At 56.3% G+C, this 24,505-nt stretch carries 18 protein-coding genes and 1 riboswitch; of the genes, 12 read left to right on the top strand and 6 right to left on the bottom strand.

The window, feature by feature from the left end; translation table 11 throughout:
* Positions 1–8: 8 nt before the first annotated feature.
* On the top strand, positions 9–464 hold the full coding sequence (locus EKM95_RS02315; RefSeq protein WP_125696224.1) for a hypothetical protein: 456 nt from the start codon (positions 9–11) through the stop codon (positions 462–464).
* A 421-nt stretch (positions 465–885) separates the two neighbouring features.
* Here EKM95_RS02315 and EKM95_RS02310 read toward each other — a convergent pair whose 3' ends face one another.
* The 5 genes from EKM95_RS02310 to EKM95_RS02290 form a co-directional block, all read right to left on the bottom strand.
* Entirely contained in the window at positions 886–1,398 is a 513-nt protein-coding gene (locus EKM95_RS02310) for a GNAT family N-acetyltransferase (RefSeq protein WP_125696223.1), read from the bottom strand.
* Positions 1,399–1,548: 150 nt separating this feature from the next.
* Positions 1,549–2,103 (bottom strand): peptide deformylase, encoded by a 555-nt coding sequence (gene def, locus EKM95_RS02305; protein ID WP_125696222.1) that lies wholly within the window; start codon positions 2,101–2,103, stop codon positions 1,549–1,551.
* Between the two features lie 181 nt (positions 2,104–2,284).
* Positions 2,285–3,163, bottom strand: coding sequence for an ATP-binding cassette domain-containing protein (locus tag EKM95_RS02300; protein WP_125696221.1), 879 nt, complete (start codon positions 3,161–3,163; stop codon positions 2,285–2,287).
* Positions 3,164–3,179: 16 nt separating this feature from the next.
* Positions 3,180–4,418, bottom strand: a complete 1,239-nt coding sequence (locus EKM95_RS02295) for an ABC transporter permease subunit (protein WP_125696220.1) — start codon at positions 4,416–4,418, stop codon at positions 3,180–3,182.
* The gene (locus EKM95_RS02290) at positions 4,415–5,503 is read right to left on the bottom strand and encodes a hypothetical protein (protein WP_125696219.1); all 1,089 of its coding nucleotides are present in this window, start codon (positions 5,501–5,503) and stop codon (positions 4,415–4,417) included. The genes EKM95_RS02295 and EKM95_RS02290 overlap by 4 nt, the downstream gene beginning before the upstream one ends.
* 888 nt (positions 5,504–6,391) lie before the next feature.
* A riboswitch (M-box (ykoK) riboswitch) is annotated at positions 6,392–6,555 on the top strand.
* A 241-nt stretch (positions 6,556–6,796) separates the two neighbouring features.
* Here EKM95_RS02290 and EKM95_RS02285 point away from each other — a divergent pair.
* The 9 genes from EKM95_RS02285 to typA all read left to right on the top strand — a co-directional run bounded on the left by EKM95_RS02285 (position 6,797) and on the right by typA (position 17,843).
* Positions 6,797–7,609 carry a hypothetical protein gene (locus EKM95_RS02285; RefSeq protein ID WP_125696218.1) on the top strand — a complete coding sequence of 271 codons (813 nt, stop codon included), beginning with the start codon at positions 6,797–6,799 and terminating at the stop codon, positions 7,607–7,609.
* A 247-nt stretch (positions 7,610–7,856) separates the two neighbouring features.
* On the top strand, positions 7,857–8,963 hold the full coding sequence (gene pdhA / locus EKM95_RS02280; RefSeq protein ID WP_125696217.1) for a pyruvate dehydrogenase (acetyl-transferring) E1 component subunit alpha: 1,107 nt from the start codon (positions 7,857–7,859) through the stop codon (positions 8,961–8,963).
* A gap of 1 nt (position 8,964) precedes the next feature.
* Positions 8,965–9,942, top strand: coding sequence for an alpha-ketoacid dehydrogenase subunit beta (locus EKM95_RS02275; RefSeq protein ID WP_125696216.1), 978 nt, complete (start codon positions 8,965–8,967; stop codon positions 9,940–9,942).
* 34 nt (positions 9,943–9,976) lie between these two features.
* Complete coding sequence (locus EKM95_RS02270; RefSeq protein ID WP_125696215.1) at positions 9,977–11,659, top strand: dihydrolipoyllysine-residue acetyltransferase; 1,683 nt, start codon at positions 9,977–9,979, stop codon at positions 11,657–11,659.
* Positions 11,660–11,663: 4 nt separating this feature from the next.
* Complete coding sequence (gene lpdA / locus EKM95_RS02265) at positions 11,664–13,067, top strand: dihydrolipoyl dehydrogenase (protein ID WP_125696214.1); 1,404 nt, start codon at positions 11,664–11,666, stop codon at positions 13,065–13,067.
* Between the two features lie 107 nt (positions 13,068–13,174).
* Entirely contained in the window at positions 13,175–14,056 is an 882-nt protein-coding gene (locus EKM95_RS02260; protein WP_125696213.1) for a Rossmann-fold NAD(P)-binding domain-containing protein, read from the top strand.
* A complete protein-coding gene (locus tag EKM95_RS02255; protein WP_125696212.1) occupies positions 14,046–14,327 on the top strand; it encodes a UPF0223 family protein in 282 nt (93 codons plus the stop codon). The genes EKM95_RS02260 and EKM95_RS02255 overlap by 11 nt, the downstream gene beginning before the upstream one ends.
* A 1-nt stretch (position 14,328) precedes the next feature.
* Positions 14,329–15,108, top strand: a complete 780-nt coding sequence (locus tag EKM95_RS02250) for an inositol monophosphatase family protein (RefSeq protein ID WP_125696211.1) — start codon at positions 14,329–14,331, stop codon at positions 15,106–15,108.
* A gap of 890 nt (positions 15,109–15,998) precedes the next feature.
* Positions 15,999–17,843, top strand: coding sequence for a translational GTPase TypA (gene typA / locus EKM95_RS02245; protein ID WP_125696210.1), 1,845 nt, complete (start codon positions 15,999–16,001; stop codon positions 17,841–17,843).
* Between the two features lie 241 nt (positions 17,844–18,084).
* Here typA and EKM95_RS02240 read toward each other — a convergent pair whose 3' ends face one another.
* Positions 18,085–19,407: a C1 family peptidase gene (locus EKM95_RS02240; RefSeq protein ID WP_125696209.1), complete on the bottom strand. Its 1,323-nt coding sequence runs from the start codon at positions 19,405–19,407 to the stop codon at positions 18,085–18,087.
* Positions 19,408–19,681: 274 nt separating this feature from the next.
* Here EKM95_RS02240 and EKM95_RS02235 point away from each other — a divergent pair, with 274 nt between their 5' ends.
* Positions 19,682–20,878 carry an FtsW/RodA/SpoVE family cell cycle protein gene (locus EKM95_RS02235; protein WP_225423133.1) on the top strand — a complete coding sequence of 399 codons (1,197 nt, stop codon included), beginning with the start codon at positions 19,682–19,684 and terminating at the stop codon, positions 20,876–20,878.
* A gap of 50 nt (positions 20,879–20,928) precedes the next feature.
* Entirely contained in the window at positions 20,929–24,366 is a 3,438-nt protein-coding gene (locus EKM95_RS02230; protein ID WP_125696208.1) for a pyruvate carboxylase, read from the top strand.
* Positions 24,367–24,505 lie beyond the last annotated feature (139 nt).

Genomic DNA, 24,505 nt, shown 5'->3' with positions numbered 1-24,505 from the left:
GTGGCCAGATGGTTTGGCTGGTGGTTTTGATCATCGTTGTTCTGGCAGTCGGCGGGTTTGTTTGGTGGCGAGTCGCAAACCGCAAACGCGCGATGCGAATTTTCCTGCTGCGCAGCCGTCAACTTTCTGACCACATCGTGCAACGGATGCTGGTCGCCTTGAAATGGGAGACGCCTGAGCCCTTAGCTGGCACGCCGGTCGCGGATGTCTGGGGCCATGGCATCATGGCGTTTGAGTATGCGGCCCCCACGCCCGATTTTGGCGTTAGCCGGAAGTTGCTCGATCACGAGCTCGCCCAATTGGCCGCCGATGAAAATATCGTGTCCTCGGATCCGCGGTTCCCGGCCTTCGTCGTCAGTGATTTTTGGATTCGCTCAGGCGAGGTCCACTTTGATGTCGCCTTTGTGACCAACGCGGCCACGATCGAATACGTCGAAGATGTCGAACGCGTGAACCAGGAATAGCAGGTGAATGTTAGCGCTTGCATTTTGGCAAAAAGTGTGGCAAAATGACCCCATCTCAAAGTAAAGGGGGTGGTCACCACGTGCAATTTACCAAGTCATGATTTGAGTCTTGCGCTGCGCCGGTCGCCACTCGCCGCTTTGACTCGGGTGGCCCGCTAAACGGGCGTTCAAGCCAAACGTCGAGTGTCGTCACGATTGGTGCACGCAATGGTTGACCGGGCTGGAGATCGCGACTCCTGTCCGATTAGTCAAATAGATTCAGTCAGAGCGGTCGTCGCAGAAATGTGGCGGCCGTTTTATTGTGGGCCCAGGGGCGTCCGCCAAAAAATAATGTGACCGCCTCACACCCTTGAAATGCGACCAAAAAGGCTGACCGGGACAAAATCTTGTCTCGGCCAGCCTATTTTATGCAGACAGATTCTCAAACAGTCACTAGATCCGACAATGATCGCCCCAGCAGCGCCTGGGATTGGATGTCACCGGACGCCAACATCAGGCGACGCGCATCGAGGATGTCAAAGCCCTGGCTGCGCCAAAATGCCAGCCGCTCTTCTGTCGGCGCAAGGACGGTCGCTTGGAGTTCCGCATACCCATTTTCAGAATAATGCGAGGCCAGTTGGCGGACGATGGCACTGCCGATTCCTTGCCGCCGATAGCGCTGTTTGATCAACAACAGGGCCAACGTGACGGCGTGGGGCACGGGATAGTCGCGGACGACTTTCACCACGCCGACCGGTTTGTTGTCCAGCATGATCAGTTGGTATCGCATGCGGCTTGGCAGGATTCCGTCCGGCGCGGTGGTGCGATCTGACTGCACAGTGCTCCGATCAGGAAAGGGCAAGTTCGCCGCCTGATAGTAGTCCAGTGATTGCCGGTAAACATCAAGACACGCCTGACGATCAGGCATCGAGGTCACAGATTTCAAACTCAGCATATAGATCCTCCTTCAATCGTTGGTTCGCAGCCTTGTTTAGGTACACCTAAATTATAACGGAGAAGGGCGAAAAGTCCAGCGGCGCGGCGCAAAAAAGTGGACAAAAAAGACTCGAGCCGCCACGCAAGCTTCCCGAGTCAAAATAGTCAGTTATTCGATCACCACGGCGTTTGGGTCGAGGGTGAACGGTTTTTCCTTGTTAATGTGGTCGTAAAACAGGATGCCATGGAGGTGATCGATCTCATGTTGGCAAACAATTGCCGGGTAATTCTTAAGGCGCACCTTTTTCTTTTCGCCATCGACATTTTGGTAGGTGAGGGTGATGCGGTCGTGGCGCGGCACATAGCCTTGCACGTCCTTGTCGACACTCAGGCAACCTTCGCCTTCAGAAAGCGCGGCATCTTGCACACTGTGAGAAACGATGCGCGGGTTGATGAGGACTTCCTTGAACAGAATCTCGTCATTCGGGCCCGGCACCAGCACGGCGGCCATCATTTCCGACACGCCGACTTGCGGTGCAGCCAGGCCGACACCCGGACGCAACTTGTATTTCTCGTTTTCCGCCTCGTCCTGGCTGATGATCAGATATTCCATCAAATCGTGGGCGAGTTGCTTGTCTTCTTCGGACAGCGGGAACGTGACCGTTTTGGCTTCCTGGCGAAGCACCGGATCGCCGTCGCGGGTGATATCTTTCATTAAATACACAACTGTGACCTCCATTTGGACAAATTACATTCACATCTATATTACACTAACACGTCCGCGCGCGCCGGGCAATTTGGCCATGTTGTCATGAAAAATAGCGTCAGGTCGCAGGCAGCTGCCAGACTCGATCAGGTGCAGGGCGCAGGCGACTGCTAGGAAAAATTGCGCGCAGGGGGGGGCCTCATGCTTCGCCGTAGACAACATGGTAGTGGTCGACCAGCGACTGCGGGCCAATCGCAAATGGTAGGAGCGACCCGTCCGCTTTTTTCAACAAGGGCGCGACTTCGGCCACGCGCGCACTGTCAATGAACAGCGCGCCGCCGATCTCCGTTGCGCCCAGCATTCGCAGCTTCGCTTCATTGGCACCGTCGAGCACGCCGGTGGCCACGCGCAGAAACTGGGGCCGGGCGTCCTTAGGCAATACAGTCAGCGCAAACCGGCCATCTTGCATGAATAGCACTTGGTCGGCGTAGGCCTCCAAATTCGGCAACAGATGCGACACCATCAGCAGTAGCTTGCCCTGGCCCTTGAGCCGCAGGAGGACTTTGGAGACCAGCTCGACATTCACGGGATCCAGGCCGTTCATCAATTCGTCCAGCAACATGATTGGCGCATCCGACGCGACGACCATGGCAAAACACAGTCGCTGGCGCATCCCAAGTGAATAGGTGTGCACCGGGTTTTTCACATAGTTGATCATCTGGAGCTCTTCGATCAACGCAGGCAACTTGGCTCGGTCGGCGCCCCAAGAATCGCAGTAGTAGCGCAGATGGGCGAGGCCGGAGAGGTCATTGAACAGGTCATCTTGCACCGGAAACGAGCAGAGCTTTCGGTGAATGCGGCGCGCGTTGGCCTGGCTGGTGTATTGCAGCCCGTCGATCGTGACGCTGCCTTCTTTTGGCTGCAACTCATTCAAAATCACGCGCAGCAGCGTTGTTTTCCCGGTGCCGTTGGGGGCGACCAGGCCGACGATCTGGCCGCCGTCAAGCGCCAGCGACAGATGATCGATCACCTGTTTTTTTGTTGGAAAATCCAGCGAGATATCATTTAATGTCAGCATATTCTTCTACGCCTCCTCAGCGGACCAGTTGGTAATTCTTGCGGTGGGTCAGGCTAAACAGCAGGACTTCAACGACGAGCCAGCATGTTACCAGCATCAAAAATGCAGTGCCAAAGGTGAAGTTCTCGGTGCCGTAACGGAAATTCTGGTACCCAGATAAGATCGCGCCGAAGTCGAAAAATCCGGTCGGCAGCCAGGCCAGCCAGGGGTGCACGGCGCCAATGTCTTGTTGACAATACGCCTGCTCGACGACCAGTAAGCCCAAGCCCCCGGCTAGTGCCACATACTCGCTGCGGCTGAACGCGCCGAGTAATTCGATCAGCCGAATGAACAGCCACGCGGCCACGACCAACAAGACGATTGCCTCCAGCGTGAACTGCCATCCCGGCATCGTGGTGAAGCGGTTGCTGGTGCGCATGCTGACGGTGTGCGTGCCGGTGAAAATGGCGAGTGGCGTTTGCCAACCGGTACCATCGCGCGCGGCGATGATGCCAAAACAGATCAGTCCGCACGACAAAACAATCACCAGATAACTTGCCAAAAGCACCAACGCCTTGGCCAACAAGGCTTGGCCGGCCGTCAGCGGAATCGCGGCCAGCACGGTATGATGCCGATGGTCGCGGCTGATCACGTCATTGCCCAGCAGGACCAGAAACGCCAGCAACAACAGTGCCAGGCCACTAGTCAAGCCGCGCTGCAGTGTTTGCGTGGCGGTGCGCGTTTCGACCTCTGCCTTGGTGACATGCTTGCGCGTTGCCAGCGCCTTGAAGCGGGCCTGTGTTTCGTTGTTCCAGTAATGCCCAGGAATTTTTGGAAAATCGACGCCATCCGCATAATACACAGGCGGATAAGAGTAAGAGCGGTCATCGCCGATCACCCAGATCTGCTGGTCGAGCAGCGCGAGCCATTTTTGCTGCGCCCCGGCGTATTTGGCGAAGTCGCCAGCCTTGATTGCCTGCAGCGATGCATTTTCCTGTTTGACAAACGCCTCATAGGTCTTCGCCGGCCCGCTCATCAGCGCCGCATACATCGGCTTGGTGGTCACGTTTTCCTTATAATGATCAATGTAGAGCATATGTTTTTGCTTACTGGTCTGAATGGCCGCCGAATCCACCGCCTGGGTCGGCACGAACTGCGGCGCCACATGAATGGCGAAGAATAGCGAGGCGAGAAGCGCAATGACGGTCAGCGCGATCGTTTTTGGCGCATGCCACAACCGTTGCCACTGCAGGGAAAAATAGGCACGAAATGTCATTGATCACTGTCCTCCCTTCCAACGATGAGGGCCATCACCAGGCTCCAACCAAGCAGGATCAGCAAGCTGCCCCACCACGGCACGCCGGCTGTTGCGGTGGGCTGCGCCAAGAGTTTGGTTAGATCAAGCGCCGAAAATGGCAACCACGCGCCCAATTTTCCAGGCGACCAGAACTGGCCGATCGCACCGATCACCGCGCCGATGAACAGCGTCAGATAAACGCTTTTTGTCAGGCGGTTGAGCAGCATCGCTAGTAGCGCGGTGAAGATCGTTAGCACCGCGGCCGCCAGCAAAAAGAGCGTCAGGTAGCCGATCAGCGGCAGGGTGGTGAGGTGGCCAACGTTGAAGGTCAGCGGATAGGTGAGATCGCCGAAGCCATAAACGAGGCCGATCCACAACGTCGCCAGTCCCAACCCGGCCGCCAGCGGAACAAGCACGACCAGCAGCATGCCGAGCAATTTTCCCAGCAGGCGGTTCAGCGGGGGCACGGGCAGATCGCGCAACAAACTCGGATGGCGCCAGCGGTCCATGCCCAGCGTCATCGCAAACAATAATATAAGGAAGAAAAGAATCGAGCCGCCATATTTCATCGCGGTCTTGAGCAGGCTCGACGCGTCCTGGACGCTGGTCTGAAGGTGTTTATGCTGTTTCAGGACGGTGCGCGTGACCAGCAACGTATCCGCAAGCTGAATCTTGCTCGGCAGCACCAGATCCTCGGTGCCGCTTCGATTCAGCGAATAGGCCTTTTGCTGCAACTTGGCCAGCTCCAACGTGCTTTCAGTCAAAATATCGGCGGCCCCGAATTGAATGCCGGTGGGGATGCCAGTTGCGGCGTTCCACTGGGCAATCAAGTTGTTGTACATCGCCTTGTTTTCAGGGAGCTTCATTGTCTGATCGTTGTACCGACTGAGGTTGGCGTTGATCGACACTTCCGCATGCGAGGCAGCTGTCCGCGCGTTGTCGACGTTTTGATAGCGGGCCCAGAACCAAAACAGGCTCGGGAGCACCACCAACAGCAGGGCCAGGACGCGGGTGGTTTTCGAATGGATCAGCCGAGAGATCTCAAAGCTGAGTTGATGGCGCATAAGCAGCCTCCTTGTGAGAATACTAAGACAAATGATGCGCGCAACGATGAGGCTTGTCAAACCAGTTTCCCATGCGGTTTTAACGAAAACAGACTCGTAAATTGGCGTAACCCCCCGGGTGGGCTCCAGCCGAAAAGTGGCTGGAACGCTCCCAAGCAACTTTGAGCCCGCAAAGTGCGCGGTCTCAAAGCTTGCTTTCGGTGTAGACGGCAGAGCCGTCAACACCGACGAGGGGGCTGAGCCATTTTCGGCCGGAGCCCACCCTCTGATCCAGTTCTCAAGCCACATACGTTACAGGCGGGCATGTGGCTTGATACCTCCTTGTTGCTGGCATTGGACAGAGCATTTTCACAAGTTGTACATTTGCTGGCCATAACCGCTACGGGAAATTATGGGAGGCTGGGCCTGAACGCTGGTATTCGTGATAACTATGGTGCTTTCCAGATGAGCCAAACTTGCAACCTTTTTCGACTTGAGCAAGGCGATTAGAGTCTGCGGTCGCATCTGATAGACGGATGCTGAGTTTGCAAAACTAATTTTGATTCAATTACCTCAATGTCAGATTGAGACGGCCTTATGACAAAGGTACAGCGATGGTCCTTCCGCCAGATCAATTGAGTGTTGGATTTAAGGGGGTGCTCCGGGTAGAAATGGCTCAGCCCCCTCGTCGGTGTTAGCGGCTCTGCCGCTTACACCGAAAGTGAGCTTTAAGACCGTGGCCTGTGCGGGCTTAAAGTCACTTGGGAGCGTTCCAGCCAATTTCTACCCGGATCACCCCCGTGTGCGTAGACGCTTCGCTTTTCCTTCCGTTTTTCTGAAAGAAGAAGAAAGGGCTCATCCTTGACATTGCGTGCATTCACTGATAATATGTTAGTTGAAATTAAATCCAGTGCTTTCCGTTAGGTGAGGCTCCTATACGAACAATGCGACTGCTCAGAAACATCCAGAGATGCCAATGAGTCAGCAGCGCTTGCCCATAAAGGCTTGTGCTAATGCCGCTGAAGTTCTCCTTCTAGGCGTATAGTGCTAAAACTAAACGATTGGGATGCAAGTATCGCGTGCATACTCAATTGGTGTGCGCGTTTTTTGTTGGAAGCTAGCGCCAGCAACGAAAACGTGCCTCCGGAAAGTGAATGAAAGGTGGTGGGTAGAATGACAAATGCGATCGATGGTAATAGTAGCGACAATGGCGATCCCCGAAGGTTTGTTATTGTGCCGCCACTTCAAGTGAACTTCACTTCAAATAAGTAATAGGCGCATCGCAAACCTCTCTGGGGAAGAGAGGAGATCACGATGTTGATGCAAGTACAAAGTGGCCTGACGCGTTATCAGGTTCAAAAAGCAAAGTACGACTTGCGCCAAGCCAACACAGCGATCACCCTGCAGCAGCAGCGCCGCTCCATCCTGATGATGGGACTGGGTGCTGGGCTGGTTTGCATGGGGCTTTTCGACCAGCCATTGGTCGCGTTGGCGTTGGTGATGATGATTTTGATTGGCATGGGCGCGGCTCATGTGGCATTTACCCGTTGGTTCGAAGGACTCAAGCAAGAGGACCGCACTGTTTTGGTTGTGCGGGATGGCTTGCTTCGGGCGATCACGGTTCAGGAACTGGTTGTCGGCGATGTCCTGCAGATCACGGCAGGCGATGTTTTGCCGGTCGATGGTCTTGGCGACATGGCGGTTCGGCGGAATGTTTGGCTGAAGTTGCTGACGATGGTCGATGGCAACGCCACTGTTTTGCCGGCAGGCGCAATCGCCCTGGCAGATGGGCAGCTGCAAGTGTCCGCCACTGGGTGCGATGTTTTCGCCGCCCAAATGGCAGACGCTTTGCTGGGCACCACAGACAACCGCCGCGTTTTTGGCAAAGCGCTGGGGCACCTGATCTTGGTGTTCGCAGGGCGGACGCTGAACGCGGGTGTGCAGGCTGTATCAATCGGCCTCAAGCGCATCCAGCTGCAAGTGACAAGGAACACAAATGTAAAGGGTGCAATGACTGCCCTCGCTGCCTTCATGGCAAACATGACCCTGGTTGGTCACACGCGGCATCAGTTGAAAGAAGCCGCATTCCGTTACAACCAGGACCCAGTCTCGTGGGCCTTGGGCTGATTCAAAAACCAATAAGCACTGTCCTTGTGAAGGACAGTGCTATTTTTTTGTACCATTTTTGATTTTGTGCTGTATCAGGTTTTCCGTGAAAAGGTTCACGGTTGATACGGCGGCTTTTATTTTACGATAACCGCAATGTAAAGCGCTTGCAATGGTTTCGCCATGATGGTAGAGTCTTACTGTAGGGGTTCGAACTGATACAGTTCAAACCGATTTTAAACACAGCCCAACAAAAGGAGTCCTGAAGATGGCATTACATCCAGCAATTGATTTTGATCAGTTGGTATCGGGTCAAACAGCGGATTTTCCAATGATTCAGATCCTCGATGAGGTCGGGCAGGTCGTCAATGGCGATATCATGCCGACCCTGACAGATGACGAACTGGTTGCCCTGATGTCCCAGATGGTTTGGTCGCGTGTGCTCGATCAGCGCTCGACCGCCCTTAATCGGCAGGGGCGCCTTGGCTTTTACGCCCCGACAGCCGGGGAAGAGGCGTCGCAGCTCGCCACCACCTTTGCGATGAAGAAAACAGACTGGCTCTTGCCCGGGTATCGTGATGTACCTGAGCTGATTCAGCATGGCCTGCCGCTTTACAAGGCGTTTCTGTGGTCCCGTGGGCATGTCGTGGGCAATGAATATCCTGAGGACCTGCACGCACTGCCGCCGCAGATCATCATCGGCGCGCAATATGTGCAGACCGCCGGCATCGCGCTTGGCCTGAAGAAAAATGGCAGCGATGAGGTGGCGTGGACTTACACCGGTGATGGTGGGACGTCTCAGGGTGATTTTTACGAAGGCGTCAACTTTGCAGGGGCGTTCAAGGCGCCTGCAATCTTCGTGGTGCAAAATAACGGCTTTGCGATCTCCGTGCCGCGTGACAAACAGACAGCGGCCAAGACCCTGGCGCAAAAAGCTGTCGCGGCAGGCATTCCAGGCATTCAAGTCGATGGGATGGACGCGCTGGCAGTGTATGAAGTCATGAAAGAGGCGCGCGCCTATGCCGCCGCGGGCAACGGCCCTGTTTTGATCGAGACGTTGACCTATCGTTACGGCCCGCACACGTTGTCGGGCGATGATCCGACCCGCTACCGGAGCAAGGAGACCGATGACCTTTGGCAAAAACGTGATCCGCTGGTCCGGATGCGCAACTTTTTGACCGACAAGGGGCTTTGGTCCCAGGACCAGGAAGACGCGTTGATCGAGAAGACCAAAGATGAGATCAAGGCCGCGATCACCCAGGCGGATCAGGTCGGCAAACAGACGGTCTCGCGGTTCCTGAAAGACACTTATGAAGTTCAGCCGCAAAACGTGGCCGAACAGCTCGCACAATATCAAGCGAAGGAGGCGAAGTAGGATGGCTCAAAAGACAATGATTCAGGCGATCACCAACGCCCTTGATCTGGAACTTGCGGCCGACCCGAAGACGCTGGTATTTGGCGAGGACGTCGGGAAAAACGGCGGGGTGTTCCGCGCCACCGATGGCTTACAGGCAAAACATGGGGAAGACCGCGTGTTCGATACGCCACTGGCAGAATCCGGCATCGGGGGCCTCTCGATCGGCCTTGCGCTGACCGGCTGGCGGCCGATTCCTGAGATTCAGTTCTACGGCTTCATTTTTGAGGTGATGGACAGCATCGGCGGGCAGATGTCGCGCATGCGCTACCGCATGGGCAACACGCGCAACATGCCGATCACCATTCGCGCGCCGTTTGGTGGTGGCGTCCACACGCCGGAAATGCATTCGGATAATTTTGAAGGCCTCGTCGCCCAGTTTCCTGGGATGCGCGTGGTCGTGCCGAGCAATCCCTATGATGCAAAAGGCTTGTTGATCGCCTCGATTCGCAGCAATGACCCGGTCCTGTTTTTGGAACACATGAAACTGTACCGGTCGTTCCGCGGTGAGGTGCCGGATGAAAGTTACGAGGTGCCGTTGGACAAGGCCGCGGTGAGTCGTGAAGGCAGCGATGTCTCCATCATCACGTATGGCGCGATGGTTCGCGAGGCGCTCAAGGCCGCCGATGACTTGGCCAAGGAAAATATTTCCGCTGAAGTCATCGATCTGCGCACGATCGCGCCGCTGGATGTGGAGACAATCATCGCCTCCGTTGAAAAAACGCATCGCGCCGTCGTTGTTCAGGAGGCGCAGCGCATGGGCGGTGTCGCCAGCAGCGTGATCAGTGAGATCTCCGAGCGCGCCATTTTGTCGCTTGAGGCCCCGATTGGTCGCGTGGCGGCGCCGGACACCCCATTCCCATTTGGCGAGGCCGAAAGCATCTGGCTGCCAAATGCGAAGGACATCGAGGAAAAAGTCAAAGCGACGCTCGATTTTTAACCTGCGAATCGATCAATAGAAAGGATGCCAAAGTATGGCTTACGAATTCAAACTACCAGACATTGGTGAAGGCATCGCGGAAGGTGAGATCGTCAAGTGGCATGTGCAGCCAGGCGACGAGATCAAGGAAGACGATACTTTACTGGAAGTGCAAAACGATAAGTCGGTCGAAGAGATTCCATCGCCTGTCAGTGGGAAGGTCACGAAGATCTTAGTTCAGGAAGGCGAAACGGCCACGGTCGGCCAAAGCCTCGTTGAGATCGATGACGGCAGTGGCCCTGTGCAAAATACGGCGGCGGTCGAACCAATCAAACCGGCCAGCCCGACACCGACCGCGACGCCTGCCTCTGCGCCAAGTCCTGCTGCAGGCGGTGTTTATCAGTTCAAACTGCCGGATATCGGCGAAGGCATCGCGGAAGGCGAGATCGTCAAGTGGCACGTCAAGGAAGGCGACGCCATCAAAGAAGACGACACCTTGCTGGAAGTGCAAAACGACAAATCCGTTGAAGAGATTCCATCGCCGGTCGATGGCACGGTCTTGCATATTTTGGTGCAAGAAGGCGAGACCGCGACTGTGGGCCAAGTTCTGATCGAGATGGACGCGCCTGGTCATAATAGTGCGGCCAGCGCGGCCCCGGCCGCCGCACCGACACCCGCGGCCGCCGGGAACTCCGCGTCGGCCCAAGCCCCAGCCGGTGCTCAGCCGACAACGGCGATTCCGGCTGTCGCCGATCCAAACCGTGAGATTTTGGCCATGCCATCTGTGCGTCAATATGCGCGCGAACAAGGCGTGGACATCTCGCAAGTCAGCGGCAGTGGCAAACGCGGCCGCATCACGCGCCAAGATGTGGACGCGGCCAAGGCAGGCGGCGTCCAGCCACAAGCGGCCGCCGCAACCGCCGCCTCGAGCGCTTCGACCCCGGTTGCCGCGACCCAAACCCCGGCCGCCTCTGCCGCGGCTGCGCCAAAAGCCACGTCGGTCAAGCCGTATGTGCCGGATGCCAGCATCGCCGCGCTTGAGACACGCGAAAAGATGAGCCCGACGCGCAAGGCGATTGCCAAGGCCATGCTCAACAGCAAGGCCACCAGTCCGCATGTCACCAGCTTTGACGATGTGGAAGTGTCCAAGCTGATGGCGCACCGCAAGCGTTACAAGGAAGTGGCCGCAGCCAAGGGCATCAAGTTGACCTTCTTGCCGTATGTGGTGAAGGCGCTGGTCACTGTTTTGCGCGACTTCCCAGAACTGAACGCCTCGATCGATAACAGTACGGACGAGATCGTTTATAAGCATTACTTCAACATCGGCATCGCCACCGATACCCCGCACGGCCTGTACGTGCCTGTGATCAAGGATGCCAATGCCAAGTCGATGTTCGAGATCGCCAAGGAGATCTCGGACAACGCGCAAAAGGCCCAGGATAGCAAACTTTCGGCCAAGGAAATGACAGGCGGGTCGATGACGATCTCCAATGTCGGCTCGATCGGTGGCGGCTGGTTCACGCCGGTCATCAACCAACCGGAAGTGGCGATTCTAGGCGTCGGCAAGATCGCCAAGGAGCCTTACGTCAACGAAGACGGCGAGATCGTGGTTGGCAACATGCTCAAGCTCTCGATGAGCTATGACCACCGCCTGATCGACGGGGCCCTGGCACAGCGAGCGCTGAATGAACTGAAGACACTACTGGCAGATCCTGATCTGCTGCTGATGGAAGGGTGAGAATATGGTAGTAGGTGATTTTGCAATCGATCTGGACACAGTTGTGATCGGCTCCGGCCCCGGCGGATACGTCGCGGCAATCAGGGCGGCGCAAATGGGCCAGAAGGTGACGGTCATTGAAAATACTTTCATCGGCGGCGTTTGCTTGAATGTCGGCTGCATTCCGTCCAAGGCGCTGATCAATGCCGGCCACGCGCTGCAGGAGGCAAAAGGCGGCAGTGTCTTTGGCGTCCAAAGCAAAGGCGCGACGCTGGATTGGGCGACCACCCAGGACTGGAAACAGCACAAGGTCGTCGAACGCTTGACCGGCGGCGTGTCGATGCTGTTTAAGAAGCACAAGATCGACACAGTCTGGGGCACTGCCTTTTTGAAGGACGATCACAGCCTACGCGTGATGCAAAAAGACTCCGCGCAAACGTATACCTTCAAGCATCTGATCATCGCCACAGGGAGCCATCCGATCGAGATCCCTGGCTTCAAGTTTGGCAAACGCATCGTGGATTCCACAGGCGGCCTCAGCCTGCCGGAAGTGCCGAAAGAATTTGTCGTCATCGGCGGCGGTTATGTCGGCTCTGAGCTGGCCAGCGCATATGCGAATCTCGGCGCCCATGTCACGATTCTGGAAGGCACCGATTCCATTCTGCCGAATTTTGAAAAAGACATGGTGCAATTGGTCCTCAAGTCGTTTTCAGACCGCGGCGTGACCGTCATCACCAAGGCGATGGCAAAAAATGCTGAGGAGACCGAAAATGGCGTGAAGGTGACCTACACCGCAGACGGCAAGGACCAAACAATCGACGCCGACTATGTCATGGTCACTGTTGGCCGGCGCCCCAACACGGCAGACATGGGTCTGGACATCGTCGGCGTGAAGACCACCGACCGCGGCTTGATCGAAGTGGATCAACAGGGCCGCACCAACATCCCGACAATCTTCGCGATTGGGGATGTGGTCGCCGGCGCGGCACTTGCCCACAAGGCGAGTTACGAAGGCAAGATCGCGGCCGAGGCCATTAGTGGCAAGGCTAGCGCGGTCGATTACAAGGCGATGCCCGCCGTGTGCTTCACCGATCCTGAGTTGGCCACGACCGGTCTGACGCTGAAAGAGGCCAAGGACAAAGGCATCGATGCCAAGGCTGCGAAGTTCCCATTCGCCGCAAATGGCCGCGCCATCAGTTTGGCGCAAACAGACGGATTCGTGCGTCTCGTGACCAACGCGGATGGCACCGTGATCGGCGCGCAGGTCGCGGGCCCGGGTGCCTCCGACCTGATCTCCGAGTTGACCGTCGCCGTCGAAAGTGGCCTGTCCGCAGAAGACCTCGCTCTGACCATTCACCCGCATCCAACGCTGGGTGAAGCAATCATGGACGACGCGGAACTCGCGCTCAGCATGCCAGTGAATATTTGACCGCAGTATTACAGTTGTGCGACATTTCACGCGAAATGTCGCATTTTTTTGTCTTCCTACAATTAAATAGGTAAAATTATGTTAAGAGTTTGGGGGAGGTATGTGCCATGCAACAGATCGTGATCAGTGGGGCACCAGAAAACGTCACCGCACTTGCGCAGTCCCTGCTGACAAGTCGCGTGTCTTTGGCAATCGCCGTGTCGCATCCGGATGAGGCGCTGGTCGCCGCGGCTGCCGTGACGACCAATACCGTTGTGCCTTTATCCGCGAAGGCCTGGCCGCAAGTGGCGGTTCTCATCATCACGCCGTATCCGGTCGCCGAAGACGCGGATCGGCTGGCCGCACAGCTGGCCGGCATGCGCCAAGTGATCAACGAGGCGATGGACAAGGGCTTTACGGGAAAAATTCTCATCGCTGCGCCGCAGGATGAGATCCTGACCTATTTTGCCCAGCGTTTTTCGGGCCTGGCGAAAAAAGCGGTGGTGGGGCTCGGTACGTTTGGGCTGACCCGGACATTTGAGAACACAGTCGCCACTTCGCTTGCCGTGCCGCGCACCAGCGTGACCGCCTATGCAGTCGGCACCGCCACGGATTTTGTCCTCATGTGGAGCCGCGCCTATGTCGGAGCGACGCCGGTCTTGAGCTTGCTGCGAAATGCGGACGGCACCCAAAGCCCGTTGATGGCAGAGGTCCAAACCGCCTGCGATGCCTTTGCCAAAGCCGACCAAGCCGCGGTGCGGCCTCTGTTGGTCGAGCGCGTGTTGGCTGCTTTTGCCGGCGAGTCGCTCTTGACCTCGCTGATGGCCGTGCCGGAAAATAGTGACGAGCCGGTGGCCGCGGCTCGGCCCTTAGTCTGCGATGCCGATGGGGTGCGCCGGCTCAGTGACCTGCTGGGTTCGGAAGCCGAGGAAGCGGCGCTGTCAGAGGTGCTGGCCGCGGTGTCCGAGCAGCTCACCGCGATCGAAAAAGGAGATTCAAATGAAGCCTAATTATCAATACCCATTGGACATCGACTGGACCACAGACGAAATGGTCAAAGTCACCACCTTTTATTCCCTTGTTGAGGATGCCTACGAAAAAGGCGTTGACCGCAACAATTTGCTTGCGGCGTATCGCGGCTTCAAGACCGTGGTGCCGGACAAGAGCACGGAAAAGCAGCTCGACAAACAATTCGAGGCGGCATCCGGTTACTCGCTTTACGCGGTCGTCCAGCTGGCGAAAAATGGGTCGGAGAAACATATCAAAGTAAAAGTGGGGTGACATGATGCTTGATCTGAAACGACTGGAAAATGAATTGATGGCTTGGCTGGGCGAGTCGCGGGTCCGCATTTTGGACGCCATGAACACCCCGCTGCATGTGGACGTGAAATCTGGTCGCAACGATCTGGTCACCAATGTCGATAAGGCCAACCAGCGATTTTTGACGAACAAGATCTTGGCCGCTTATCCCGATGCGCGCATTGAAGGCGAAGAGGGCACCGCTGAAAAAGTCCATGATCTGGCTGGCACCGTCTTTTTCCTCGATCCGATCGATGGCACGATGAATTTCGTCAAGCAACATGCGAATTTTGCCGTGATGATCGGGGTCTATGAAAATGGGGCGCCGCGGTTCGGCGCCATTCTCGATGTCATGCGCAATGAGGTCCTGACGGGTGGGCCGACCGTGGCGCCGAAACGCAATGGCCGCCGCCTGCCGCTGCCCAAGGATCATGAACTGAAAGACGGGCTGATGGGCGCCAGCGGCCCGCTGCTGATTCACAACAAGCTAAACGTGCAGGTGATCAACGAGGCGAGCTCCGGCACGCGCATCACGGGCAGCGCCGGTATAGAGTTCAAGGCGATCATCGAAGGCCAGCAGATCGGCTACATCTCCTACCTCCAGCCATGGGACGTGGCGGCGGGGATGGCGATCGGCGCGCATTTCGGCCTTCAGGTCACGCGTCCGGATGGCAAGGCAATCAACATGCTCGAGCCCGGCTTCGTGGTTGCGGCACTGCCGAGTGCCTACCGCGACATTCGCAAGTTGATCGTGGTCGATTAAGGAAAAATCCGGCGTGGTGCGCAGTGATTCTCGCACCAAGGAGGAAAAATAATGTGATGCCATCACACACTAGGTGGCCGTTTGCGTCGGGGTCAGACCGTTGTTTTGGGGCTGGCTTTTTTGTTTCGTACAGGCCGAAAGATGGTTAGCGGAAGGTTGCTAGATCGGCATTATGCCTAGGAAGTTTGGGCGCGACTGGGTCGAGGTGGGAGACAAAACGGTTGAAGTCGCGTCAGATAGGTGTTTCGGGTGCTGGTCAACATGTCTCAGAGACGCGCTAGAAGGTCGGCTTCGACCAGTTATCTTGCTTTTGAATCCAAACCGAGCGTTAAATGCGCCTGGGCGGATCTGGGTCATCTGGCAAACGGCGGTATCTTCGTGTGACGTGGGGACATTTGTTGGGTGGCGTGATACCTTGTGTGATGCCATCACATTATTTCCGACAGGGCGCAAAAAGCCTCGTCAGCGACGACCCGACACTGGCAGAGCACGGTTCTTCTTGCGCACTGGTCTCACGATGAAAGGGCATTCTTTTCGCCACCTGCGCACTTTTCAGAAAAACGAGACAGAAGCTTGCTGGTGTGCTATAATTTCAATTCGGATACTGTGTCGCAGGACACGCTTTTTTAATGAAGACAATTCACGATTTCTTTCAGGAAGCGCGGAATTGTCCGTAACCGCCATTGCGGTTACAAGCCGTTTGTTGGCGATGAGCCGTCAAACCACGGAACCACAATGGCGCGGGACGCGCCTTGGTCAACAGCCGTTGTTGCAGTGCAAACGCATCGTGCGAATGCATTGCCATCGGTGTTCCCAGAAGCAGAGCCATTTTTGGCCAGGCGGTCACCAGTTTACGCATCCAAGTGCACGTTTGAAAGGGAGTAGAATACTTGACAACTCGCGACGATATTCGCAACATTGCGATCATTGCCCATGTTGACCACGGTAAGACCACGCTGGTCAACGAAATGCTGAAGCAATCCGATACTTTGGCGGAACACATGCAGATCGGGGACCGTGCCCTCGACTCCAACGCGATCGAAAAGGAACGCGGGATCACTATCTTGTCGAAGAACACGGCGGTCAAATACGGCGACACGACGATCAACATCGTGGACACCCCAGGGCATGCCGATTTCGGCGGCGAAGTAGAACGAATCATGAAGATGGTCGATGGCGTTTTACTGGTCGTTGATGCGTTCGAAGGCACCATGCCGCAGACGCGCTTTGTTTTGAAAAAAGCGCTCGAGCAGCATCTGACCCCGGTCGTTGTGATCAACAAGATCGACCGCCCAGGCGCACGTCCGGAAGAAGTTGTCGACGAAGTGCTCTCCCTTTTCATCGAATTGGGTGCGGATGACGATCAGCTTGAATTTCCGATCGTGTACACGAGTGCCGTTAATGGGACTTCCAGCTATGACTCGGATCCCGCAAAGCAGGAACATACGATGGTGCCGCTGTTTGATACGATCGTGAAGACGATTCCGGCGCCGATCGACAACTCCGACGAGCCGCTTCAGTTCCAAGTCGCGATGCTCGATTACAACGACTATGTTGGCCGTATCGGGATCGGCCGTGTGTTCCGTGGCACGATCTCTGTCGGCGACCAAGTTTCTGTTTTGAAGCTTGACGGCTCGAAGAAAAACTTCCGCGTCACCAAGATCTTCGGCTTCTTTGGTTTGAAGCGGGTGGAAGTTCAGACGGCCAAGGCTGGCGATCTGATCGCCGTTTCCGGGATGGACGACATTTACGTCGGCGAGACCGTGGCGGCTGCGGACACCCCTGAAGCATTGCCGATCTTGCGGATCGATCCGCCGACATTGCAGATGATGTTCATGCAAAACGACAGCCCATTTGCCGGTCGCGAAGGCGACAAGGTCACAGCGCGCAAGTTGGAAGACCGACTCAAGGCGCAGCTCCAGACCGATGTTTCCCTGCGCGTTGAAGACACTGACCAGGCAGGGGCCTGGATGGTTTCTGGTCGTGGCGAATTGCATCTGTCGATCTTGATTGAAGAGATGCGTCGCGAAGGCTTTGAACTGCAACTCGGTCGTCCGGAAGTTATTTACCGCGAGATCGACGGTCAGCTCTGCGAACCGTTTGAAGAGGTCCAGATCGACACGCCGGAGCAATACACCGGCTCGATCATCGACGCGATGTCTCAGCGCAAAGCGGAAATGAAGGACATGCAAAACGAGGGCAACGGTCAGACTCGTCTGATTTTCCTTGCCCCGTCTCGCGGCTTGATCGGCTATTCGACCGAGTTCCTTTCCTCCACTGGCGGCTACGGCATCATGAACCACACCTTCGAAAAATACTTGCCAGTTATCCGCAACTGGCAGCCAGGCCGTAACACCGGCGCGTTGGTCTCCATCAACACCGGCGCGGCGACCCTGTACTCCTTGCAAAGCATCGAGGACCGCGGCACGCTGTTCATCAATGCCGGCGTTGAAGTTTACGAAGGCATGATCGTCGGCGAAAACAATCGTGAAAACGATATTGCCGTCAACGCGACCAAGGGGAAGAACCTGACCAACACCCGTGCGTCTGGTAAGGACCACGCGGCGGCTATCAAGACCCCACGTGACCTGACCCTTGAAGAGTCCCTTGAGTTCTTGAACGAAGACGAGCTTTGCGAAGTGACACCAAAGAGCGTCCGTCTGCGCAAGAAGATCTTGAACACCAACGAGCGTGGCAAGTTCGACAAACGCAAGAAGATGTCCACGAACGACTAATTGAAAGACAACGAAGGCCACCGCAGGAAAAATTCTGTGGTGGCCTTTTTTTGAATCCAGCTCGGGTAGTTGCCTCTGGAAAATAGCGCGATTCTTTAGTTCGACAGGGGGCGGGAACCACGGCGCGTTGCCTCATTGTGGCAGAGGGGTCAGTTCCCACTTTCAGCGAAGCAAAAAAGCCATCCACCTTCGCAGATGAATGACTTCGTCGGGGCTGACTCAACCGGTAGCTAGATTGCGATTAGTGCAGGCTGTCCCAGCTCGGCAACTCGATCGGCGTGGTGGCCGCGGCGGCCAAGATCTTCTCGGAGAGATATTCCTTATTGATGGCCGCTTCATAAACATAATCATCGAACCAGTTGGCATCGGCGATATAATACCCGTCGTTGCCGTTTTCTTTGCCCCAGGAATTCTCGACTTTCCAGCGGCGCGGCTGGCCATCGACCAAGTCGACACCGGTGAGGGTCATCGCATGGGAGACTTCCGCTTCGCCAGTGGCAAAACGCGTCGCCTTGTCCATCGTCAGATCCAGGTCGAACAGCTGGCCGAAATCGTACAGGCCGCCTTTGAGGGCACCTGACTTGCGCTCCATGTCCTGCAAGACATCATTGCCGAACCAGACCGCTTCGCCGCCTTGGAGTTGCGCAATGGCCGCTTCCTTGAGGTCCGCTTCCGGCACGTTGACAAAGATGATCGGCCGGCCGCCGACCACGGTGTTTTGTGATGGAATCGTATAAGCCTGATAATACTCTTTTCCAGCCTCTGGTGTGGAAACAAGGGTGACGAACTCGGCGAGGTCCCAGCCGACATATTTTTCATAAAAAGACTTCGGGGTCAGATCGCGATCGATGTGATATTCCTTCTTGTCATCGCGATATTCGAAATCAAATGTTGCTGGGACGGTGCCATACGCATAGGCCAAGATGCGGTAGATGTCGCTGAGCATCGCTTGCTTCGTCGCGGCCAATGTGTCGGCCGAGGCGCCAGTCCCAAAAGCGGTGCGCAGATCGCTGGCGTCTTTGCGTAATTTGAGATTGAGCACCGAGTTGAGCTCGGTGGTGTTTTCGCTGTTGTACGTTTCCGGCATCACGGACTTTGGCACGATGCCGTATTTGGCGATCAGCGCCGGCGCGTTGTCGAATTGGCCGCCGTCGCCGTTTGGCTGGCTCAACAGATCACTCAGCGCGCGGTCGTCCAGCGGCTTGTCCGCGCTGGTCAAGATGGCCTCAAGGAACAGGTTGGATTTTTCAAGGCGATCATAGAACGCAAGGAAGGCCTGGGAAAATTCAAGGTCCTTGACCCCGATCTTCTTCGCCACGGCATGCCGCATGGTGTTCAGCCCGGAAAATAGCCAGCAGCGACCGCTATGTTTCTGGTTCGCAACGGCGCCCGTGTCGAGCTCAACGGAAAAGACGGGTGTGACGGCTTCGTCGTGCAGCGCGGATTGAATCGTGGCTTTGGGGCCGACGTTTTGAACGGCCTTGGCGACAACATCGCTGGCTGGTTTGGCGGCTAGTTCTTTGCGAAACGCATCGATCTGGTCAAACGAAATTGCATTAGACATTAAGAGACCTCCTTGAAGTTGGCGCGTGGCGCCAGAAATGCTACAACCGCTAGTCTACGCCTTTATCAATGGAAGCAACAGCCACTGCATTAAAATAATCTGGGAAAATGAGGGGCCTCACAGGAAAAGGTGGCGAGCCGGTCATATGACTGCGTGCCCGCTGACTTTTCCCGTCAGCGGCATTCACCGTCCGCCCTAAGCGCCACGCTACGCACCGCCGCCATCTATGCTATAATTCTCAGTATTGTGAGACGTACGGGAGAGGGCGACGGTTGTGCTGAAGAAGTTTCGTTATCTGGATTATTATCTGCTCGTACCATACTTGGTGCTCTGCGCGATCGGCATTGTGATGGACTATTCCGCCAGCGCCTCTTGGATTCAAAATCAATATGGGCAAGCGTCCAACTCGGTGATGCTCAAGCAGCTTCTGTTTGTGGTCATCGGCCTAGTCGTGGCACTCTTTTTCTTCTATTTTAAACTGAGTAATTTTCGCAATCATAAACTGATCGGGTTCGTTTGGCTTGTGTTATTGGGATTGCTCGTCTATCTGTTTCTGATCGGCCGACTTGATCCGAGTTCAGTCGTCAACGGTGCCAGTGCCTGGATTCCAATTGGCCCGTTCAATCTTCAGCCAACTGAGTTTGCCAAACTCGTCGTGATCATTTATCTGGCGCATATTTTTACCCAGCGCCAAGACGCGATGCGGCAACCCGATTTCCACGTGCGCGACTTATATGCACCAATCCTCTTAGTCGGTATCTGCCTGATCTTGGTCTTTTTCCAACCTGACACTGGGGGCTTTTTGATCATCGCGGCGATCATGGTCGTCATGTTGGCGGCAAGCGGCATCTCGTTGCGGTATGGCTTCAGCTGGATGGCGCTGGTGGGTGCCCTGGTCGCAGCGGTGTACTGGGTCTTGGATAACGTGAACCTGCCAAAGAGCATCATCACCAACTACCGGGTTCGCCGGATCGTCTCCTCACTTCATCCGTTTCAGACGCGGGCGAATGACGGCAACCAGGTGTTCAATTCCCTAGTCGCGATCGACCATGGTGGCCTCTTTGGGGTCGGACTGGGCATGAGCTCACAGAAATTGGGGTATCTGTCCCAGCCGTATACCGATTTCATCCTGGCGGTCATCGCTGAGGAGCTTGGGGCGATCGGCGCCATCCTTGTTATCGCGCTGATCTTTTTCCTCATCCTGCGCTGCTATCTGATTGGGGTGCGCTCGCGTAACCCGTATCATTCCCTGCTTGCTTACGGGATCGCGACGATGATGTTGATTCAAACGTTCTTCAACGTCGGGGCGGTGCTGGGGCTTATTCCAGTCACCGGGGTCACGTTGCCGTTCATCTCGTATGGCGGGTCGTCGATGATCGTGCTCGCCATTTCGATGGGCATCATGCTCAACATCTCCGCTTCAGAAAAACGTGTGAGCGAAAAGAAAGCTGCCGCCCAGCCAGCGAAGTAAGTCATCGCCAATCAACTGTAAAGTCACTAGTCATTGAGGGGGTCCGTGACGTGAAAAAAGTGTTGGTCGCCAATCGCGGCGAGATCGCGATTCGCATTTTCCGTGCTGCTGAAGAACTTGGATTGCAAACGGTCGGGATTTTCGCCAAAGAGGATGAATTATCGATTCACCGATTCAAGGCGCAGGAAAGTTATCAGGTCGGGGCCGGCAAAGCGCCGATCGCGGCGTACCTGGACATGGACGATATCATTCGCATCGCCAAATTAAGCGGCGCGGACGCCATTCACCCGGGCTACGGCTTGTTGTCGGAAAATGCGACGTTTGCGCGCAAGGTTGCGGCCGCGGGATTGACGTTTGTCGGGCCGCGCCCAGAGCTGCTTGAGATTTTCGGTGACAAGGTGGCGGCCAAGGAGGCGGCAGTCAAGGCGGGGCTTCAGGTCATTCCTGGGACGCCTGAGCCGACCCGCGATTTTAACGAGATCCTTGCGTTTACCCAGACGCACGGCTTTCCGGTGATGCTCAAGGCGGCGTCCGGTGGCGGCGGCAAGGGGATGCGCGTGGTCCACTCCGAACAAGAGCTGCGCGACGTGTACCCGAATGCGGTGAACGAGGCGATGGCGAGCTTCGGCGACGACCGCATGTATGTTGAAAAGGATATCCAAAGCGCCAAACATATTGAGGTCCAAGTGCTCGGCGATCAGCACGGGCATCTACTACATCTATTTGAGCGTGATTGCTCAGTCCAGCGGCGCAATCAAAAAGTGATCGAGATCGCCCCGGCTGTCGGGTTGCCCCAAGCCCTGCGAAACAAGATCTGCGACGCCGCCGTACAGCTGATGGCCAGCCTGCATTATGAAAATGCGGGGACGGTCGAATTTTTGGTCGAAGGCGACCAGTTCTATTTCATTGAAGTCAATCCGCGCGTGCAAGTTGAGCACACGATCACGGAATTGATCACCAACGTCGATATCGTTCAAAGTCAGCTGCGCGTGGCGGCCGGCGCGGATCTGTTTGACGACCTCCATCTGCCACACCAGGAAGACCTGACCATGCGCGGGGCGGCGATTCAGTGCCGCATTACCACCGAGGACCCGGCGAATAATTTCATGCCGGACACCGGCACCATTCAGACGTACCGGAGCCCGGGCGGCTTTGGCGTGCGGCTGGATGTCGGCAATGCATATGCCGGCGCCGTTGTCAGCCCATATTTTGACTCACTGTTGGTGAAGACCTCTGTTTATGCCGCAAGCTTCATGGCGGCCGTGCGGAAAATGCAGCGCGCGTTGCGTGAATTCCGCATCACCGGCGTTAAAACAAATCTGCCATTTTTGCTGAATGTATTGGCCGCCCCGACGTTCCAGGCGGGCCAGGCGGAAACCACCTTCCTGGATACCACCCCGAGCCTTTTTTCCTTCAAGCCACTGCTGTCAAAAACCACGCAGCTGATGACGTATGTCGGCGAGATCACGGTCAACGGCTTCCCGGGGCTGGACCGGCATGAGCAAAAGGCTTTCCCGGATCTGAATTATCGCAGTCAGTTGCCGACCGCTTTGCCGAAAACAGATCTGGTGGCGCTGCTTCACAACGAGGGGCCGGATGCGGTGGCCAAGTGGCTAAGCGCCCAGGAAAAAGTGCTGCTGACGGACACCACGTTGCGCGATGCCCATCAGAGCTTGTTTGCGACCCGCATGCGGACGCGGGACATGACGGCGATCGCGCCGGACATGGCCAATGCGATGCCAAACCTGTTTTCCATGGAAATGTGGGGCGGCGCGACGTTTGATGTGGCGTATCGTTTCCTGAATGAAGATCCGTGGCAGCGCTTGGCGGCGCTGCGCGAGGCGATGCCGCACACGCTGCTTCAGATGCTGTTTCGCGGCAGCAATGCGGTCGGCTATCAGAACTACCCGGACAATGTGCTCAAGCAGTTCATCAACGTGGCCGCCCGCGATGGCATCGACATCTTTCGAATTTTTGACTCGCTGAACTGGGTGCCGCAGCTCACGCACTCCATCGACGCGGTGCGCAATGTCGGCAAGATCGCCGAAGGAACCATGTGCTATACGGGCGACATCTTGGGGACGGGCCATCCGAAATATGATTTGGCTTATTACGTGGATTTGGCTAAAGAGTTGGTCAATGCTGGCGCCAACGTGCTGGCGATCAAGGATATGGCGGGCCTGTTGAAACCACAGGCGGCCTATGAACTGATCAGCACGCTGAAAGACGCGGTGGCTGTGCCGCTGCATTTGCACACCCATGACACTACCGGCAATGGTGTGGCCACCTATGTGCAGGCGGTGCGTGCCGGCGTCGATGTCGTCGATGTGGCGCAATCCAGTTTTTCCGGCACCACGAGCCAGCCGAGCATGGCGAGTTTGTATTACGCGCTGGAAGGCGACAAGCGCCAGCCAGATCTTGAGATCGATAAGGTGGAGCTGGTCGATCGCTATTTTCAGACGATCAGGCCGTATTACGCCGACTTTGCCAACAAGGTCAGTGGCCCACTGACGGACATCTACACGGTCCAGATGCCGGGCGGCCAGTACAGCAATCTTCAGCAACAGGCGCAAAGCATGGGCATCACCGATTTCGAGGCGGTCAAGCGCATGTACGCGCAGGTCAACACGCTGTTTGGCGATATCGTAAAGGTGACGCCGTCCTCCAAGGTGGTGGGCGATATGGCACTCTTTTTGCTGCAAAATCATCTGACGCCTGAGGATGTGCTGGATCACGGCGAGACCATCGATTTTCCGGCCAGCGTCGTCGACTTTTTTGCCGGCGATCTCGGCCAGCCAGTTGGCGGGTTTCCGCCTGTGCTGCAGGAAAAGATTCTCAAGGGTCGCAAGCCTTTGACTACGCGGCCGGGGGCGTTGGCCAAGCCTGTGGACCTGGCGGCGGTCAAGCAGGCCTTGATCGAAGCCGGCGTGCATGAACCGACGGACGAAATGGTGCTGGCGGAGATTTTATATCCGGATGTCCTGCGTCAGTATCGCGCCAACCAATTGGTCTATGGACCGGTGACAACGCTTGATTCACCGACCTATTTTGAAGGCATGCGCCTCGGCGAACGCATCCACATTCGGGTGCGCCCGGGGATCATGTACCTGATGCAGCTCGACGCGATCGGCGAACCCGACGCGACTGGGCGGCGTACCTTGTATTTCACCGTCAATGGGCAAAAGCGTGAGGCGCAGATCCAAGACGCGAAAAGCGCCCACACCGCCAGCACGATCAAGATGGCGGAGCCGACGGATAAAAATCAGATCGGTGCGCCGATGGGTGGCCGCATCGTCAGTCTTGAAGTGGCGGCCGGCGACACGGTGGCGGAAGGCGATCCGCTGTTCACCACCGAAGCGATGAAAATGGAAACGACCGTGCATGCGCCGTTTGCCGGTACCATCATGCATCTGTATGTGGCGGCGGGCGATCTGGTGCAAACGCGGGAGCTGCTTGCGACCATCAAGCCAAGCGCAACGGCGCAATAAAGCGAGAAGTGAGGCAAATGTCGTTATTGGGTCCGACAGGTAAGTGTTCCAAGCGCCAGGTCCGATTTTTGGACTAGGTGATTGGAGCCTTAGTTGCTCGGACCCGGACATTTGCCTCACGACACTGCCGTAACAGCAA

This window comes from Lacticaseibacillus yichunensis (assembly GCF_003946405.1).
Classification (GTDB): Bacteria; Bacillota; Bacilli; order Lactobacillales; family Lactobacillaceae; genus Lacticaseibacillus; species Lacticaseibacillus yichunensis.
Note: the sequence above shows the minus strand (reverse complement) of the source record. Positions and strands in the feature narration are given on the sequence as shown.

Bases quoted from the DNA above. Each gene is read 5' to 3' on its own strand.
- EKM95_RS02315 (WP_125696224.1), top strand. From the start codon at position 9: ATGGTTTGGCTGGTGGTTTTGATCATCGTTGTTCTGGCAGTCGGCGGG.
- EKM95_RS02310 (WP_125696223.1), bottom strand. From the start codon at position 1,398: ATGCTGAGTTTGAAATCTGTGACCTCGATGCCTGATCGTCAGGCGTGT.
- EKM95_RS02300 (WP_125696221.1), bottom strand. From the start codon at position 3,163: ATGCTGACATTAAATGATATCTCGCTGGATTTTCCAACAAAAAAACAG.
- EKM95_RS02295 (WP_125696220.1), bottom strand. From the start codon at position 4,418: ATGACATTTCGTGCCTATTTTTCCCTGCAGTGGCAACGGTTGTGGCAT.
- EKM95_RS02290 (WP_125696219.1), bottom strand. From the start codon at position 5,503: ATGCGCCATCAACTCAGCTTTGAGATCTCTCGGCTGATCCATTCGAAA.
- EKM95_RS02285 (WP_125696218.1), top strand. From the start codon at position 6,797: ATGTTGATGCAAGTACAAAGTGGCCTGACGCGTTATCAGGTTCAAAAA.
- pdhA (WP_125696217.1), top strand. From the start codon at position 7,857: ATGGCATTACATCCAGCAATTGATTTTGATCAGTTGGTATCGGGTCAA.
- EKM95_RS02275 (WP_125696216.1), top strand. From the start codon at position 8,965: ATGGCTCAAAAGACAATGATTCAGGCGATCACCAACGCCCTTGATCTG.
- EKM95_RS02270 (WP_125696215.1), top strand. From the start codon at position 9,977: ATGGCTTACGAATTCAAACTACCAGACATTGGTGAAGGCATCGCGGAA.
- lpdA (WP_125696214.1), top strand. From the start codon at position 11,664: ATGGTAGTAGGTGATTTTGCAATCGATCTGGACACAGTTGTGATCGGC.
- EKM95_RS02260 (WP_125696213.1), top strand. From the start codon at position 13,175: ATGCAACAGATCGTGATCAGTGGGGCACCAGAAAACGTCACCGCACTT.
- EKM95_RS02255 (WP_125696212.1), top strand. From the start codon at position 14,046: ATGAAGCCTAATTATCAATACCCATTGGACATCGACTGGACCACAGAC.
- EKM95_RS02250 (WP_125696211.1), top strand. From the start codon at position 14,329: ATGATGCTTGATCTGAAACGACTGGAAAATGAATTGATGGCTTGGCTG.
- EKM95_RS02240 (WP_125696209.1), bottom strand. From the start codon at position 19,407: ATGTCTAATGCAATTTCGTTTGACCAGATCGATGCGTTTCGCAAAGAA.